The 13,522-nt window shown below is 67.2% G+C and carries 13 protein-coding genes and 1 pseudogene; 6 read left to right on the top strand and 8 right to left on the bottom strand.

Annotated features, from left to right (window positions below; genetic code table 11):
* On the bottom strand, window positions 1–135 hold the full coding sequence (locus tag ACFYP5_RS11620) for a hypothetical protein (protein ID WP_389033739.1): 135 nt from the start codon (window positions 133–135) through the stop codon (window positions 1–3).
* 399 nt (window positions 136–534) lie between these two features.
* Here ACFYP5_RS11620 and ACFYP5_RS11615 point away from each other — a divergent pair, with 399 nt between their 5' ends.
* From ACFYP5_RS11615 to ACFYP5_RS11605, 3 genes are all read left to right on the top strand, one after another.
* Window positions 535–1,068 (top strand): hypothetical protein, encoded by a 534-nt coding sequence (locus ACFYP5_RS11615; protein ID WP_389033736.1) that lies wholly within the window; start codon window positions 535–537, stop codon window positions 1,066–1,068.
* Window positions 1,065–1,274: a hypothetical protein gene (locus ACFYP5_RS11610; protein WP_389033733.1), complete on the top strand. Its 210-nt coding sequence runs from the start codon at window positions 1,065–1,067 to the stop codon at window positions 1,272–1,274. Before ACFYP5_RS11615 ends, ACFYP5_RS11610 begins: the two co-directional genes overlap by 4 nt.
* Before the next feature lie 613 nt (window positions 1,275–1,887).
* Window positions 1,888–2,265 (top strand): hypothetical protein, encoded by a 378-nt coding sequence (locus tag ACFYP5_RS11605; protein ID WP_389033731.1) that lies wholly within the window; start codon window positions 1,888–1,890, stop codon window positions 2,263–2,265.
* Window positions 2,266–2,619: 354 nt separating this feature from the next.
* On the opposite strand, the gene ACFYP5_RS11600 is transcribed toward ACFYP5_RS11605, so the two are convergent.
* The 3 genes from ACFYP5_RS11600 to ACFYP5_RS11590 form a co-directional block, all read right to left on the bottom strand.
* Window positions 2,620–3,402 carry an MBL fold metallo-hydrolase gene (locus tag ACFYP5_RS11600; protein WP_389033728.1) on the bottom strand — a complete coding sequence of 261 codons (783 nt, stop codon included), beginning with the start codon at window positions 3,400–3,402 and terminating at the stop codon, window positions 2,620–2,622.
* Between the two features lie 302 nt (window positions 3,403–3,704).
* Window positions 3,705–5,009, bottom strand: a complete 1,305-nt coding sequence (locus ACFYP5_RS11595) for a ThuA domain-containing protein (RefSeq protein WP_389033725.1) — start codon at window positions 5,007–5,009, stop codon at window positions 3,705–3,707.
* 20 nt (window positions 5,010–5,029) lie between these two features.
* Window positions 5,030–7,180, bottom strand: a complete 2,151-nt coding sequence (locus ACFYP5_RS11590) for an RICIN domain-containing protein (protein WP_389034462.1) — start codon at window positions 7,178–7,180, stop codon at window positions 5,030–5,032.
* A gap of 1,073 nt (window positions 7,181–8,253) precedes the next feature.
* Here ACFYP5_RS11590 and ACFYP5_RS11585 point away from each other — a divergent pair.
* Window positions 8,254–9,204, top strand: coding sequence for an AEC family transporter (locus ACFYP5_RS11585; RefSeq protein WP_389033723.1), 951 nt, complete (start codon window positions 8,254–8,256; stop codon window positions 9,202–9,204).
* 162 nt (window positions 9,205–9,366) lie between these two features.
* Here the strand turns inward: ACFYP5_RS11585 and ACFYP5_RS11580 are convergent, their stop codons facing one another.
* Genes ACFYP5_RS11580 through ACFYP5_RS11570 form a run of 3 tightly spaced genes read right to left on the bottom strand, consistent with a single transcriptional unit; the run spans window position 9,367 to window position 10,254 of the window.
* Window positions 9,367–9,522, bottom strand: coding sequence for a hypothetical protein (locus tag ACFYP5_RS11580; RefSeq protein WP_389033721.1), 156 nt, complete (start codon window positions 9,520–9,522; stop codon window positions 9,367–9,369).
* Window positions 9,519–10,085 carry a hypothetical protein gene (locus ACFYP5_RS11575; RefSeq protein WP_389033719.1) on the bottom strand — a complete coding sequence of 189 codons (567 nt, stop codon included), beginning with the start codon at window positions 10,083–10,085 and terminating at the stop codon, window positions 9,519–9,521. The genes ACFYP5_RS11580 and ACFYP5_RS11575 overlap by 4 nt, the downstream gene beginning before the upstream one ends.
* A 7-nt stretch (window positions 10,086–10,092) precedes the next feature.
* On the bottom strand, window positions 10,093–10,254 hold the full coding sequence (locus tag ACFYP5_RS11570) for a hypothetical protein (protein WP_389033718.1): 162 nt from the start codon (window positions 10,252–10,254) through the stop codon (window positions 10,093–10,095).
* A gap of 361 nt (window positions 10,255–10,615) precedes the next feature.
* On the opposite strand from ACFYP5_RS11570, the pseudogene ACFYP5_RS11565 reads away from it, so the two are divergent.
* Window positions 10,616–11,119, top strand: a pseudogene (locus tag ACFYP5_RS11565) (IS607 family transposase); the annotation flags it as partial.
* A gap of 71 nt (window positions 11,120–11,190) precedes the next feature.
* Complete coding sequence (tnpB, locus tag ACFYP5_RS11560) at window positions 11,191–12,645, top strand: IS607 family element RNA-guided endonuclease TnpB (protein WP_389033715.1); 1,455 nt, start codon at window positions 11,191–11,193, stop codon at window positions 12,643–12,645.
* 151 nt (window positions 12,646–12,796) lie between these two features.
* Here the strand turns inward: tnpB and ribA are convergent, their stop codons facing one another.
* Window positions 12,797–13,453, bottom strand: a complete 657-nt coding sequence (ribA, locus tag ACFYP5_RS11555) for a GTP cyclohydrolase II (protein WP_389033713.1) — start codon at window positions 13,451–13,453, stop codon at window positions 12,797–12,799.
* Window positions 13,454–13,522 lie beyond the last annotated feature (69 nt).

Raw genomic sequence — 13,522 nt, 5'->3', positions numbered from 1 at the left:
TCAGGCGGGCAGCCAATCGCCGATGATGCGCTCACGAGCGATGACGTGGTGGAGTTCCTGCGAGCGCGGCTGGACGGGGTGGCCGAGCTGGCCGGCCGATGCCACGGCGATGACTGCGGACAGTGGACCGCCCACGGAGACACTGTTAACCACGGTCACGGCGGTACGCGTCTTCCCACCCCGATCCCGGCTGTTTCCGCAGTTCAACAGGTCTTACAAAGCGAAGCCACTCGTGATTCCCAAGCTGAGGGTCCACTCACTCGTACGGCCGCCGAAGCTCCTGCGAACAGGCATGTGCAGTCTGTCGCGCGTGCCTCGCAAGAACCCAGCGGATCACAGGGCACACCCCGGGATACGCTCGCGGCTTGGCATGGGTCGGCCACTTTATTTCGGGGAAATTGTGAGGCTTTCAGCGCGTGGTTCCGTACCGCGCAGAGTGACGAGCATGGCGTTCGCTGCCGTGCTGATCGCTGGGGGAATGGTTGCCTGCGGAGGGGCGCCGCGGGTGATTCCGAGACTGAGGACTCGCCCAAGGTGACGCCCGCAGCGGCCGTGGCGAAGGCGGCGACGAACTCCGAGGACATCACATCGCTCCACTATCGGATTACCGGGACCGTGCCGGCGAAGGGCCGTCTGGAGGCCGAGGCCTCCATGAACACGGAACCGCTGGCCATGAGTATGAAGATGACCGCTGCGGCCTACCAGGGCGGGGACGGCCAGCTGGAGATCCGGTTTGTCGACAAGGTCATGTACGTCGGCGGCCATGCGGTCCATTTCGAGAAGCTGAACGGCAAGAGCTGGTTCAGCGCTGCGCCGGCCGTATGGGGGCGCGACACCATAGACAACCAGTCCTACGGCGTGCTGCCCAGTCAGCTTCAGCCAAGTCCGATTCTGCAGTCCACGCTCCTGGCCGGGTCCAAGAACCTGCGACTGATCGGGGCCGAGACGGTCGACGGCACCAGGGCCATGCACTGCAGGGGAACGGTCAACAGCGAGGGCCTGATTCGCGAGCGCCTGGATCAGTTCATGGGGCTGGAAGTCTCCGACCCGCTAACCATGGACCTGTGATAGACCGCGACGACCGCACCAAACAGTTCCGCCTGCGGGCGGAGCATATCGACCTGCTTGCTGGCACCGGAGACGGGCCGCTCGACCTGACCATCACCTTCCTCGACATAAATCAGCCCGTGACCATCAAAGCCCCGCCGGCCGAGGACACCGCCCTCTCGCGGACGCCGCGCAGGAAGGCTGAGCGTCACCTGGGCAAAGGGTGAACGCCTGACACGCTGGCACCGTCTCAGTCAGCGCCGTTCACGGGCGTTCAGACGAGGCCCGATGCCGCCGCCGCATCGGCAACCAACCGGCCTTGAACGCAGGTGAACGCTCCTGCACGCCGCTCCGCAGGCCATCAACGCAGTGGGAACGCGTGTTGAGGGGCGTAAGTACGACCCAATCCGCTTGACATGGTTAAACCGTCGTGAGGTGATCTGCCCACGCTGATCCACTGGGGGGAAGTTCTTGTGTCGTACGTAACCGTGACGCTTGCCGGCGCCGACTCACCGAGTGAGCATCTTCAACTCGCCGCCTTCACGGCGATGGCCGCGGTCGTCTTCATATGGTTGGGGCGAAGACAACGCCGCACCGGGCGCAGCCTGCTTGCCCCGAACGAGACGGTGAGAGTGGGGAATCGACTGATTCCACCGCCGCCGCCGAGCCGGGGCCGCCGCGTCGCCGGGACTGGATGGATCGGGGTCGGGAGTGTCTTCGTCCTGCCGGCGGTGTTCAACTTCGTGGCGGCGATCCACGCTCTTGTCGGCTAGGAGCTGTCCGGCCGATGGAGGATCGGTAGCCCGGGTGGGGTGTCTCTACGTCCCACAGTCTTCGCTCATGACCACCGCTGAGTCCGGAGCTTCTTCGAGTGCGGCTCTTGAGGAGTACCTGTCCTTGATCGATGAGCTGCTCGCACAGCCTTTCCCGGAGACGGACTTCTACGACAACACCGGGTGTGGTGGCCGCCAGCATCGTGTACGCATCCTGCGGGCCAGTCAGGAGGCCGATCCGGACGAGCAGCTCGCCTGCGTCTGTGCCGTCGAAGAGCTTGCGGAGCGCCGCCGGGGACGCGGTCAGCCCTTCGATCATGTGCTCGCGGCTGTGGAATTGCCACCTCACAGCAGTGGCACGAGGTCGGTTTCGATCACGTCGAAGCGGGGCCGGCGGTCCAGGTGGATGAATCCCCGCATCTGGAACCTGTTGATCAGCAGGTGAAGCCGGTTGTGCATTGTGCAGGGGCGGGGCCACGACGTCCGTCGTATCGGAGTTCGCAGCGCACAGCACCATGCGGGCGTCATCGACCATGACCGACGGTCACCGACTTTTTGGACGCGATACCAACCGCCGACCGAGCGCCCTCGCGTTCGCCTGCAGCCTCGGCATGAGCAACACGACCCTCTGCCTTCGCTACTCCGACCTGGTCCAAGAGATCTTCGCCCACCGGACGATCTCCAATGACGAAGCGGTACGTGAGCCGCCAGCCCAGGACGCCGTGATCGCTCGCGACGCCAAGCTGCGGAGGTCTGATTCAACTCATCGAACAGCTTGGCCCAGTCGTCCCGGAGATGCTCAGCCCAGGTCCAGGCGGTCGGCCAGTCCTGCGGCGGTGAAAGCGGCCACCAGTTCCTCTCGGCCCTCGGTGAAGTGGGCCCAGCTGTCGTAGTGGACGGGAACCACCCGGCGGGCGCCGAGAATCGTGGCGGCCTCGGCGGCCTGGGCGCTGTCGAGGACGATGCACGCTCCGGCGAACAGGTTGGGGAAGCGGGGAGCTCCGGCGAAGAGGATGGCGGTGTCCACCGGGGCGAAGCGCTCTGCGATCTCCCTGACCGCGTCGAGCGAGGCGTTGTCGCCGCTGACATGGACGGTGGGCAGCCCATCCCCGGTCAGGACGAAACCGACGACCTGGCCGGTGACTGCTTCGACCTCCTCACGCGGTCCGGGGCCGTGGATGGCGGGCACGCCGGTCACGGTGATCGTGCCGCCGCCGGGACGGTCCAGCTCGACCGACTCCCAGTCGGTCAGCCCCCTGGCACCCTTCCCCAGGTGCTGTCCGCCGCCGGGTGTGGTGAGGGTGAGAGGGACGTCGGCGAGCAGGGCACGGCCGGAGTGGTCGAGGTTGTCGGGGTGCTCGTCGTGGGAGAGCAGGACCACGTCGATGCGACCGAGGTCGGCGGGGCGGCCGGAGGAGGGGGCCGTCTTGGTCAGCCGTCGGCCGTCCGGCCTCGGGTAGTCGCCGGGTGCGTCGAAGGTCGGGTCGGTCAGAAAGCGAAGCCCGGCGTACTCGAAGAGGGCGGTCGGGCCGCCGAATACGTGTACGGGCACGTGCTCGCTGGTGCGGCTGAAAGCAGACATGAAAAAGACAGTAGGCCCCATACCGCGTCACTGTCAGAAACGACCGTCGATGGGCCAAGGCCTCGGCGGCACAGCATTTGCCCGCCCCGACCAGCAGGTCCTCGGCATGGGGGTCCCCATGCCGAGGACCTGCTGGTCCAGGTGAGCGTCGTCCGTAAGGCCGTCGAGGGAACGACGGGCAGACATCCACGAAGTCATCCTCGAACTGGGTGCCGGCGGCTCCTGCGCGTGCCGTCGTGAGAGCGGTCGGTGCCCCTCGCCGCGGATCAGCGGCGAGGGGCACTGGCTGGCAGGTGGAGCGGTCAGGGCTGGGCTGTGAGCGTGAAGCTCTGTGCGGAGGAGCCGTCGCAGGGTCGCTGGGTGAGCTGGACACCGTTCGTCGAGGAGCTCGCGGAACTCAGGCACTGGCCGCTGTGCCGGGCGGTGAAGTGGTAACGCCCGCTGCTCTCCTTCACGGGCTGCCATTGCTGGTTCTGGCCGCCCCCGTAACTCCACAGCTGGAGTGGTGCGTTGTCGGTGGTCGAGCGGTCGGTCACATCGATGACCTGTTGCGGGTTCCCGCGAATGGTGATCCGGGTGTATCCGCCGTCGGTCGAGCGGAACTGGAACTGCTGTGCCAGGGTCCCGTTGCAGGAGTACTGCTGGATCGCCGTCCCGTTCGCCGTGGCGGCGGAACGGGCGTCCACGCAGGTGCCGTTGGCCGCGTTCGTCAGCGAGTACCAGGCGGTCTCGGAGATCTGGTCCGCCGGTGGCACGGTGCCTCCGGCCCCGCCCAGCCACTTCAGCCCGTCGAGCAGGAAACGGTTCTGTGTCTCACTGGCGAACGTCGACGACAGCGCGGTGTCGGATGCGTAGTCCATCGCGTTGTGACCGAAGTTCGCGTACAGCATCTTGTACTTCGTGTTGCTCCAGAGGATCGGGTAATAGCCGCTGTACCAGGTCTGGTTGGGGTCCGTTCCCAGCGGGAAGCTGCTGGGGTCTATCGAGGCGAGAATCTTGATGTCCGGATTCTGCCGCAGGTCGTTGGACCAGCTGTACCACTCGCTGACCGACGAGGTGAAGGTCGCGGGCAGGCCCGTGGTGGACGGGTGAGTGCGGTCCTCGACCTTCAGGACGGCCGTGGTCGGACCCCAGGTGTTGGACCTGAAGGTGCCGCTGCCGAGGAACTGGTTGTGGTACCACGGCCAGGACTGTGCGTCCGTCGTGAAGGCGGAGACGTGGAAGCCCATCCAGGCGCCGCCACCGCGCATGTACTGCTCGAAGCCGGTCCGCTGGGCGGCGGTCTGCGGTAAGTCGTCGAGGAACAGGACGACTTGGTAGGCGTTCACGCCACCGTTGCTGAGCAGGTCCCAGTTGTTGCTGGCCGTGTAGGTGAAGCCGTTCTGCGCGGCCTGCTCGGGGAACCAGTCGTTGGCCTCGTGGACGAAGCTGATGTGCGCGGCGTCCCAGGTGCCGTTGTAGAGGGCGAGCACCTTGAACGGCGTTGCCGTTGTGCTCGCCCGGGCGTCGGGCGGTGCCGCCAGACCGAGCAGCGTCGCCAGGAGGACGAGGACCCACAGGGTCGCACGCGCCGGACCGGATCTGCTGATGTCCGTGCTGATGTCCATCGACGATCCTTCCTTGATCATCAGGGGTAGCTGACGAGGTTGGCGACGTTGGTGGTGGAGTTGGACGGGCCACCCCGGTCGTTGACGACGTGCCGGATCGTCCCGGTGCCGCCCAGCGAGACCGTCACCATGTCCTTGAAACGCACATTCGCGTTGTTGGGCGCCTCGATGGCGTGCTCGGCGGTGACACTCGGATTGACGTTGAAGTAGCAGTAGCTGCCGAATCCGTACACCTGATGACTCGTTACGGAGTCGGCGACCTTGTAGGCGGCGTAGCCCTGCGTCGAACCGTTCATCCAGGAGGCCTGGTTGGGCGGGTCGTACGGCATCTCGTTCTGGTAGAAGTACGTGCGGCCGCCGTTGCCGTTCCAGATGGTCTGGTGCTTCTGGTAGTGCTCGACGAACAAGCCGTACATCGTCACGTCGTCACCGTTGACGACGAGCCCCGTGGCTCCGGTGTTGCTGGTCCAGCCCACGCCACTGCCGTGGTCGGCGCGCCACAGCCACAGATGGTCGCCGATGACGCCGTTGCTGTTGATGGTCAGGCTGGTGGTGGCCTTGCCGATACCCGCGCCGCCGATGCGGAAGAACACGTCGTGCAGGGAACTGGGGTCGGCGCTGTGGTCGGCCGACGATCCGCTCGGCCCCATCTCCAGGAGCTGGGACGAGTTCGTGGTGCCGGCGTCGATCAGCAGTCCGGCCAGCTGGACACCGTTCACGTCGGCGACCGTCATGGGGGTGATCCCGTTGTCGGGAATGAGGGTGGCCAGGCCGAGGCCCAGGACCACGGTACCGGCCCTGGTCACCTTGAGCGTCTGGTCGAGGTGGTAGACACCCGGTGTCACCAGCAGGTTCTTGCCCTGGGCGAGCGCGTCGTTCATCTGTGCGGCCGTCGCGCCCGGCTTGACGATGAAGAAGTCGGCGAGGGGCACGGACGTGCCTGCGGGCGTGCCCGAACTCCAGGAGGTTCCGGACGAGTTGGTGCGTACGGCGGGCACGAACACCTTGTAGGCGCCCGACTGGTCGACGTACAGGAAGGGCTTCTCGCGCGACACGGGGGTCTGGTCGACCGTGGTGTACGGCGGGCTCGGGAAGCTGTTCGCGGGAGCGTTCCTGGCGCCGACGTAGACCATGTTCCAGTTGGAACCGGTCCAGCTCGACCATTCGGTGTTGCGTGACAGCCACTGCTGCTGCGAACCCGAGTTGACCTGACCGTCGATCTTCGTGTCGGCCATGTAGCCGCCGCTGGACCAACCGCCGTCGTCCAGCCGGAGGTTGCCGCGCAGATGCATCCGGCGGTACGGGGCGGCCTGCGACACCGCCCAGCGGTCCGTGCCGGAGGCCGGGGTCACGGACAGGTTCTCCGCCGACCGCCAGAAGTTCTGGGTGGCGTTGCCCTGGAACCAGTCCGCTTCGGCGTGAACCGCACCGCGGATGGTGACGTCGTCGGGAGAGAGGCCGAGCCCCGCGACCTGGGTGTAGAAGCCGACATTGGCATCGGCGTCGTAGGTGCCCGGCTTGAAGAGGAATGCCTTACGGGCGGTGCCGAACTGGTTGGTCTCCTGCTGGGCGAAGGCCGCATTCAGGCTGCTCTGGATGGTCGCAGCGGGTGTGGACGGGTCGAAGACGGTGACATTCGGGCCGAGGTCCGGTGTCCCGGGCGGCTGTTGGGGATCCGCGGGGTTGACGCGGAAGGACTGGGCCGCGCTGCCGTTGCACGTGTACTGCTGGAGTTGCACGCTGTCCGCGGTCGATGCGCTCGGCACGTCCAGGCACTTGCCACTGTTGCGGTTGACGAAGTGGTACGCGCCGCTGGATTCCGCCACTGCCTGCCACTGTTGGTTGTTTCCGCCGCCGTACGTCCACAGCTGCACGAGAGCGCTGTCCGCCGTCGAGACGTCGGTGACGTCCCAGACCTTGGTGGCGTCGGTGCGATTGCCGACCTGGGTGAATCCGCCTGAGGTGGCAGCGAGCTGCCATTGCTGGGCCTGGCTGCCGTTGCAGGCGTACTGCTGGACGACGGTTCCGTTCGCCGTTCCCGCGGCGCGCGCGTCGACGCACTTGCCGCTGCCCACGTTGACCACGGTGGCCCAACTGGTCGGCAGCGCGGCGGCCTGTGCGGTCGCCGTGTCCTGCGAGGCGGCCGCGACACCGGTTCCGGTCGTGGCCACGAGGGCGATCAGAGTGAGGAGCTTCGGTATCCGGCGACGGCCGGTTTCTCTCTTGGATCCGGGCACGATGGGTCTCCTGTGCGGGTGGGGGGGGTCGGGGTGCGGGGGTGGGAGCGGCGGACGTGTCCGTCAGCCGGTGACTCCGGAGCAGGATGCGAGTGCCGCTGTCGAGAAGGTGGCGCGCCGCGTCGTGGAGTGCGGCAGGGGATGTCCGGCCATCGAGGGGTCACAGCCTTTCGTGCGTGGCCGACGGTGGGGGGTCGGAGCGTGGCGCGCAGGTGCAGGCATCGGGACGGAAGATGCGTGACCGTCCAGACATGTGAACGTCGAGTGCATTCATGGAGCGGTGGTGATCGGTGAACCTAAAGGTCTGAACCAGGCACGTCAAGATGTGAAGCAAGGAGACGCCGTAATTGGCCTACATGTGCAAGGAGTTGAACGCACGGCGGCGTCGGTGGATCCGTGTCGTCGACGGACGTGTGTGGTGCCGGCGGCACCCGTGTCCGCGGTCGGAGTGCCGCCCCGCCATCGCGGCCCCGCGGAACTCCTGGCGGAAAGATCGCCCGCGCCTCGGCCCGCCAGGTGCCTGCGCGCATCTTCCGTCCGGCGGCATCAGGGCGGGAACCGCCCGCTCGGCGCCCCGCGTTCACCCGCGACCTCGTGCACGCCCCGGCTCGCCGGCCGCCGTGCGCTCCGTCGGGGCCGGCATCGCCACGATCCGAAACCGGCTCGGCGCCGTGGCGGCCTACCGCCCGAGGTGCGACATGGAGCTGACGCGGTACCTTCCCCGGACGCGGGCCCGGGAGGGTCCACCGGCTCCAACTCTTCGCCACCCTGCTTGCCCCACAGCGAAGCTGACGCCTCATCCGGCCCGCTTCGATCCCAGGATCGCGTCCGGCGTCCACGTCGGCCTGTTCGCCCATGGATGTCGCGACTGCGACCGGTCTGCGGCGCCCTGCCCGGCAGTTCGACCGCCGGGCGAGCACGTACGGGCGGCCCGTACCGCACATTCATAGAAATATGAGGGAAAGTCATTATCCATAGCGATTAATGCAGAAGTCTATAGTTTTTGCATGGTGCACGAGATCGCGACGGCCCTGCTCCCCGTCTTCTTCGCCCTCGCCCTCGGGTTCGGCGCCGGCCTGCGGGGATACGTCGACAACCGGGACGTTTCCTCGATCAACAAGCTGGTCATGGATTTCGCCATCCCGGCGTCGCTGTTCGTGTCGATCTCCTCCACGGACCGGTCCGACATCACCGCGCACGCCGGGTACATCGTGGTGACTGTCGTCGCCCTGGCTGTCGTGTACGCCGTGACTCTGGTGCTGCAGCAAAGAACGTTCGGGCTGCAGAAGGCGGAGGCCGCAGTGCAGGCCCTCACCGTCGCGTTCCCGAACTATGCCTCCATCGGCCTCGCGTTGTCCGCCGCCGTGGTCGGCGCCCGTGGGGCCATCGCCGTCGCCATCGGCCTCGCGGTAGGGGCTGTGACGATCGTGCCGTTCAGTCTGGCCCTGCTGGAGGACTCCAAGCTGGGCCCGGATGCGCCGGGGTCCACTCTCTCCCGGTTCGGCGGCGCATTGGGCAAGTCGGTGCGCCGGCCCATTTTCTGGGCCCCGATGCTCGCCATCGTGCTCGTGCTCAGCGGCGTGCACATGCCCGAACTGGTCGAGAAGACACTGATGCCCATCGGTCAGGCCGGTGCGGGTGCGGCCCTGTTCCTCACCGGACTACTGCTCTCCGCGCAGAAGGTGTCGTTCGGGCCGAACGTGGCGTACGGCATCGTGGTGAAGAACGGGCTCATGCCGCTGTTCGTCTGGGGGCTGTGCCTGCTCCTCGGCCTCGACAGGCTCAGCACCACGGAGGCCGTGCTGCTCACCGCCATTCCCAGCGGATTCTTCGGGCTGGTATTGGGCGCGCCCTTCGGAGTGCAGTCCAGGGTTGCCGGATCGACTCTGATGCTCTCGACGGTCGCGGGTATTGCCTCGCTGTCCGTGGTGATCGCCCTGCTGCCCCAGCACGTATGAGCCCGGGAACTAGCCGTGGTCGGCCACCCGCTCGGCGACGGTGTACGCCTGGACCGACCAGCCGGGTTGGGCTGCTGGAGTGTCCTGGCGCGGTACGTGCCGCGGCCCGGCCGAGGAGGTGAACCGGTCCCGTTCGTGCAGGTAGGGATGGTGGGCGATGCCTCATCCGGTGATGACCGCGCTGGGCACAGCAGGTGCGTCTGCATCGGGGAACCGCCGGACCGGGTTGGCGACGCGGATGTCCACCACCGGCCCGCGGTCGGTGGAACAGGCACTGCTCGACGCTGCCGGAATCCCGCCCGCGTACTCGTCGGTCATGAGCCCAGGGTGTGCCGGAGCGCGGCGCCGCACTCCCGTACTCCCGCGCGGATCCGGCCGCCGTGATCGCGCGGGCCAGGTTCCAGGCCCCGGACGACGGCGGCGGTCACCAGCGCGTAGGCCACGTGCGGAACGATGTCGGCGACCCAGTCGGAGCGTGACCACGTGCGCGGGTCGGTCACGCGCAACACGGTCATCGGGCCGTTGGTCCCGATCAGCGCCCCCGTCGTTGCCGCGGCGGTCAGGACCGCGTTACTCGGCCGCCAACCACAGGACAGAGCGAGCCCGAGCACGGCGCCCATCCCCACACCTGCCGCCACACCGGTCAGGGGGCCCAGACCGCTGACGCGGTTCTCCCGTGCGTTCTCGTCGCCCGGGATGCGAACGTGCAGGATCTCCGACAGCCGCTCCACGGTGACCTCGGGTGTCGTACTCGCTCCTCGGCCGCGGATCACCATGTCGAGGTACCCGACCGTGTCCAGGACCGTGCACCCGGCAGCGCCCGCGGCGGCCCCGGCCAGGAGGCCACGCAGGTGCCGGGCCGGACCACTCATTCCTGTCATAGGCCGCTCATCCCTTCACGGAGTCCAGCAGCGGGGGGGCAACCTCCGCAGGTGGTCCGGGCATCTTTGTGCGGACCACCATCACCGTCACCGAGGTGAGGTGCTTCAGCAGGTGAGGCAGCCGGCCGGCGGTGTTCTCGTACGGGCAGGAGGCGGTCCGCGTCGCCATGGATGAGGAGGGCACTGTGCTCACGACGGCAGCTGCCGGCTGCATACCGTCTCAGTAAATACACCGAATGACTCGCTCCGCCACCGGAGCCTCGGCTTCGGACCGGGCGGATCCGTGAAGGCAAGCGTCGGCAGCGAACCGGTTCTCCACCACCTGTACTGCGGTGGATGTCCCTGCCGACAGTCGGTTTCGACTACCCCTGCTGTCCCCTCGGTGGCAGCTGGTAGACGGGGACGGGTGCCTGGTTCGCGGGGTGGTCGCCCCGACGAAGGAGGGCGATTCCTTGACCCGGGGGAGGGTGAACAACAGTTCCCACTTTTTTCAGTGGGTATCCGTCATCCTCAGTGAATACCCTGATGTCGTGAAGCTTTCCGAGTGGGCAGCGCGCAACGGCGTGCACTACCAGACCGCGTGGACCTGGGCGAAAGAGGGCCGTATGCCGGTCCCGGTCGTCCAGACGCCGTCGGGTACGTGGCTCGTGACCGAGCCTGCCCCGCCGGCTGCGGGACGGGTCGTGGCGTACTGCCGTGTCTGGTCCGGTGACCAGAAAGCGGACCTGGAGCGTCAGGTCGCCCGGACCGTGCAGGGCGCAACGGCTCAGGGCCTCACGGTCGCTGACGTGGTGACGGAGGTCGGCTCCGGCTTGAACGGGCGCCGCCGCAAGCTGCACCGGCTGCTCGCTGACCCGGGTGTCGGCACGATCGTGGTCGAGCACCGCGACCGCCTTGCCCGGTTCGGCGTCGAGCACCTCGAAGGAGCCCTCTCGGCCTCCGGGCGACGCCTGGTCGTCCTTGACCCGGCGGAGACCGCTGACGACCTCGTACGGGACATCACCGAGGTCCTGACCTCGATGTGCGCACGCCTGTAAGGCCGCCGCTCCGCGAAGAATCGCGCCGCCCAGGCCATCGCCGTCGTCACCGGCCCGGATGTGGCCGGATGAAGAAGTTCAAGCCGCAGGCCGGCTTCAACGTCCTCGCGCACAAGCTCGCGCTGGACCCGAACGCCACGGCCAACCGCCACCTGCACTCGCATGGAGGTGCCGCGCGGGCCGCGTACAACTGGGCGGTCGCGTACGTCACTGCCGTGTGGTGCCAGCGTAAGGCCGAGCAGTCGTACGGAATCCCCGAGGACGAGCTGACTGAGTGGCGGTCGTGGACGCTGCCCTCGCTGCGGAAGGCGTTCAACGAGGACAAGCGCACCAACCCGCGCTTTGCCGGCTGGTGGGAGGAGAACTCCAAGGAGGCATACAACACCGGTCTGGCAGGCGCGTCGGCCGCGTTCGATAACTATGCGAAGTCGAAGAGCGGCAAGCGCAAGGGGCGCAAGATGGGCATCCCCCGCTTCAAGGCGAAGCGGAAAGCGCGCCTTGCCTGCCGGTTCACTACCGGCACGATCCGTATCGAGCCTGACGGCAGGCATATCACCCTGCCCAGGATCGGCAGGGTCCGCCTCCACGAGGATGCCTCCCGCCTGCGGGCCCTCGCCGACGCCGGGAACATGCGGATCCTGTCCGCGACCGCACGTCTTAACCGGGGGCGCTGGTTCGTGTCGTTGCAGGTCGAGGAGAAGCACGAGCTGGTCAAGGTTGCCCGTCCGGATGCGGCGGTCGGCGTCGACCTCGGCATCAAGACCCTGGCAGTCCTCGCGGACAGCGACGGTGCCCTCGACGCAGAACCCAACCCACGCCACCTCGACCGCGCGCAGAAACAGCTGCGCCGCGCCAGCCGTGCCGTCTCCCGCCGCCGCGGCCCCGACCGGCGCACCGGGCAGCAGGCGTCGAAGCGCTGGGAGAAGGCCAGTCAGGCGCGGAATAAGATCCATCACCGGGTCGCGAACCTCCGTGAGGACACCCTCCACCAGATGACGACCCGCCTCGCCTGCGAGTACGGCACGATCGTCGTCGAAAACCTCAACGTCGCCGGAATGGGCCGCAACAGGCGCCTGTCCCGCCGCGTCGCGGACGCCGCGTTCGGCGAGATCCGACGCCAGCTCACCTACAAGACCCGCCGGCGCGGCACGCGACTCATCGTCGCCGACCGCTGGTACCCCTCCTCGAAGACCTGCTCCCGCTGCGGTGCGGTGAAATCCAAACTGCCCCTCAGCGTGCGCCTCTTCGAGTGCGAGAACTGCGGCCTCGTCCTTGACCGGGACGCGAACGCCGGACACAACCTGGTCGCTCTCGCGGCCCGTATGACAGGTACCGGAGTGGCCGGAGACCTGGACCTCGCCAAGGCGAAGTCGAAGCCCCGTGGAGCCGACCGGAAGACCCGCGTCACCCGACCGCGCCGCAAGGCCCGGACGGGGCGGGCAGGTGGCGCGATCCCCAGCCCCCGGGCCGGGAAGGAAACGGGAGACCGTCAACAGGACACCAGCGCGCAACTCACGCTCTGATGACCCGTTACGGACCATTCCGGCGGAAACATCGGGATTGCTGAGATCGCTTGATGATCAAAGCAACGGGCTACGACAGCCTGCCGTCGCCCCCGGAGGCTGCTGTACGCCTCTGCACGGGCTGCGCCGCGCACCGGGCTCCGCCCAGGCGTCAGGTCCGGTCGACCCCGCCTTCCAGATGCGGCAGATGATGGCCAAGGCGCTCTCGCTTGGTCCGCAGGTAGACGAGATTCTCCTCACGCGGCTCTGTCAGCAGCGGAACCTGTTCGGTGACCTTGATGCCGTGCTGCAGCAGCGCTTCACGCTTGCGTGGGTTGTTCGACAGCAGCCGCACGGACCGGACCCCGAGGTCGTGCAGAATCTCCGCCGCCACTTGGTAGTCGCGGGCGTCGACCGGGAGCCCGAGCGCGATATTCGCCTCGACCGTGTCAAGTCCCTCGGCCTGGAGCTGCATCGCTCGGAGCTTGGCCAACAGGCCGATTCCCCGGCCTTCGTGACCTCGCAGGTAGATGAGTACGCCGCGTCCTTCGCCCACGATGGCGCGTAGTGCCGCGGACAGTTGGTCCCCACACTCGCAATGGTTGGATCCAAAGGTGTCTCCGGTCAAACACTCCGAATGTACCCGGGTGAGCGCACCGTCTCCCTCGATGTCGCCGTATACCAGCGCTATTTGTTCATCGCTGCGATTGTGATCCCAGTAGCCGACGGCACGGAAAACGCCGTGCTCGGTCGACAGCTGGACAGTTGTCGCTCGTTCAGCGCCTGTTGAACGCGCGCTGTCGCGGTGTGCGCCATCGCTCTCTATCATGGCCCGATCATATCGGGTAGCCTTGGCCGATGGGCCGGAAGTCGATGACGGGAGGACAACTGGTCCGCC

It is taken from the genome of Streptomyces sp. NPDC005262 (assembly GCF_042872425.1).
Taxonomy (GTDB): domain Bacteria; phylum Actinomycetota; class Actinomycetes; order Streptomycetales; family Streptomycetaceae; genus Streptomyces.
This window is presented reverse-complemented; position numbering and strand designations above follow the sequence as displayed.

Bases quoted from the DNA above. Each gene is read 5' to 3' on its own strand.
- ACFYP5_RS11605 (WP_389033731.1), top strand. From the start codon at position 1,888: ATGACCACCGCTGAGTCCGGAGCTTCTTCGAGTGCGGCTCTTGAGGAG.
- ACFYP5_RS11600 (WP_389033728.1), bottom strand. From the start codon at position 3,402: ATGTCTGCTTTCAGCCGCACCAGCGAGCACGTGCCCGTACACGTATTC.
- ACFYP5_RS11595 (WP_389033725.1), bottom strand. From the start codon at position 5,009: ATGGACATCAGCACGGACATCAGCAGATCCGGTCCGGCGCGTGCGACC.
- ACFYP5_RS11585 (WP_389033723.1), top strand. From the start codon at position 8,254: ATGGTGCACGAGATCGCGACGGCCCTGCTCCCCGTCTTCTTCGCCCTC.
- ACFYP5_RS11580 (WP_389033721.1), bottom strand. From the start codon at position 9,522: ATGACCGACGAGTACGCGGGCGGGATTCCGGCAGCGTCGAGCAGTGCC.
- ACFYP5_RS11575 (WP_389033719.1), bottom strand. From the start codon at position 10,085: ATGACAGGAATGAGTGGTCCGGCCCGGCACCTGCGTGGCCTCCTGGCC.
- ACFYP5_RS11570 (WP_389033718.1), bottom strand. From the start codon at position 10,254: ATGGCGACGCGGACCGCCTCCTGCCCGTACGAGAACACCGCCGGCCGG.
- tnpB (WP_389033715.1), top strand. From the start codon at position 11,191: ATGAAGAAGTTCAAGCCGCAGGCCGGCTTCAACGTCCTCGCGCACAAG.
- ribA (WP_389033713.1), bottom strand. From the start codon at position 13,453: ATGATAGAGAGCGATGGCGCACACCGCGACAGCGCGCGTTCAACAGGC.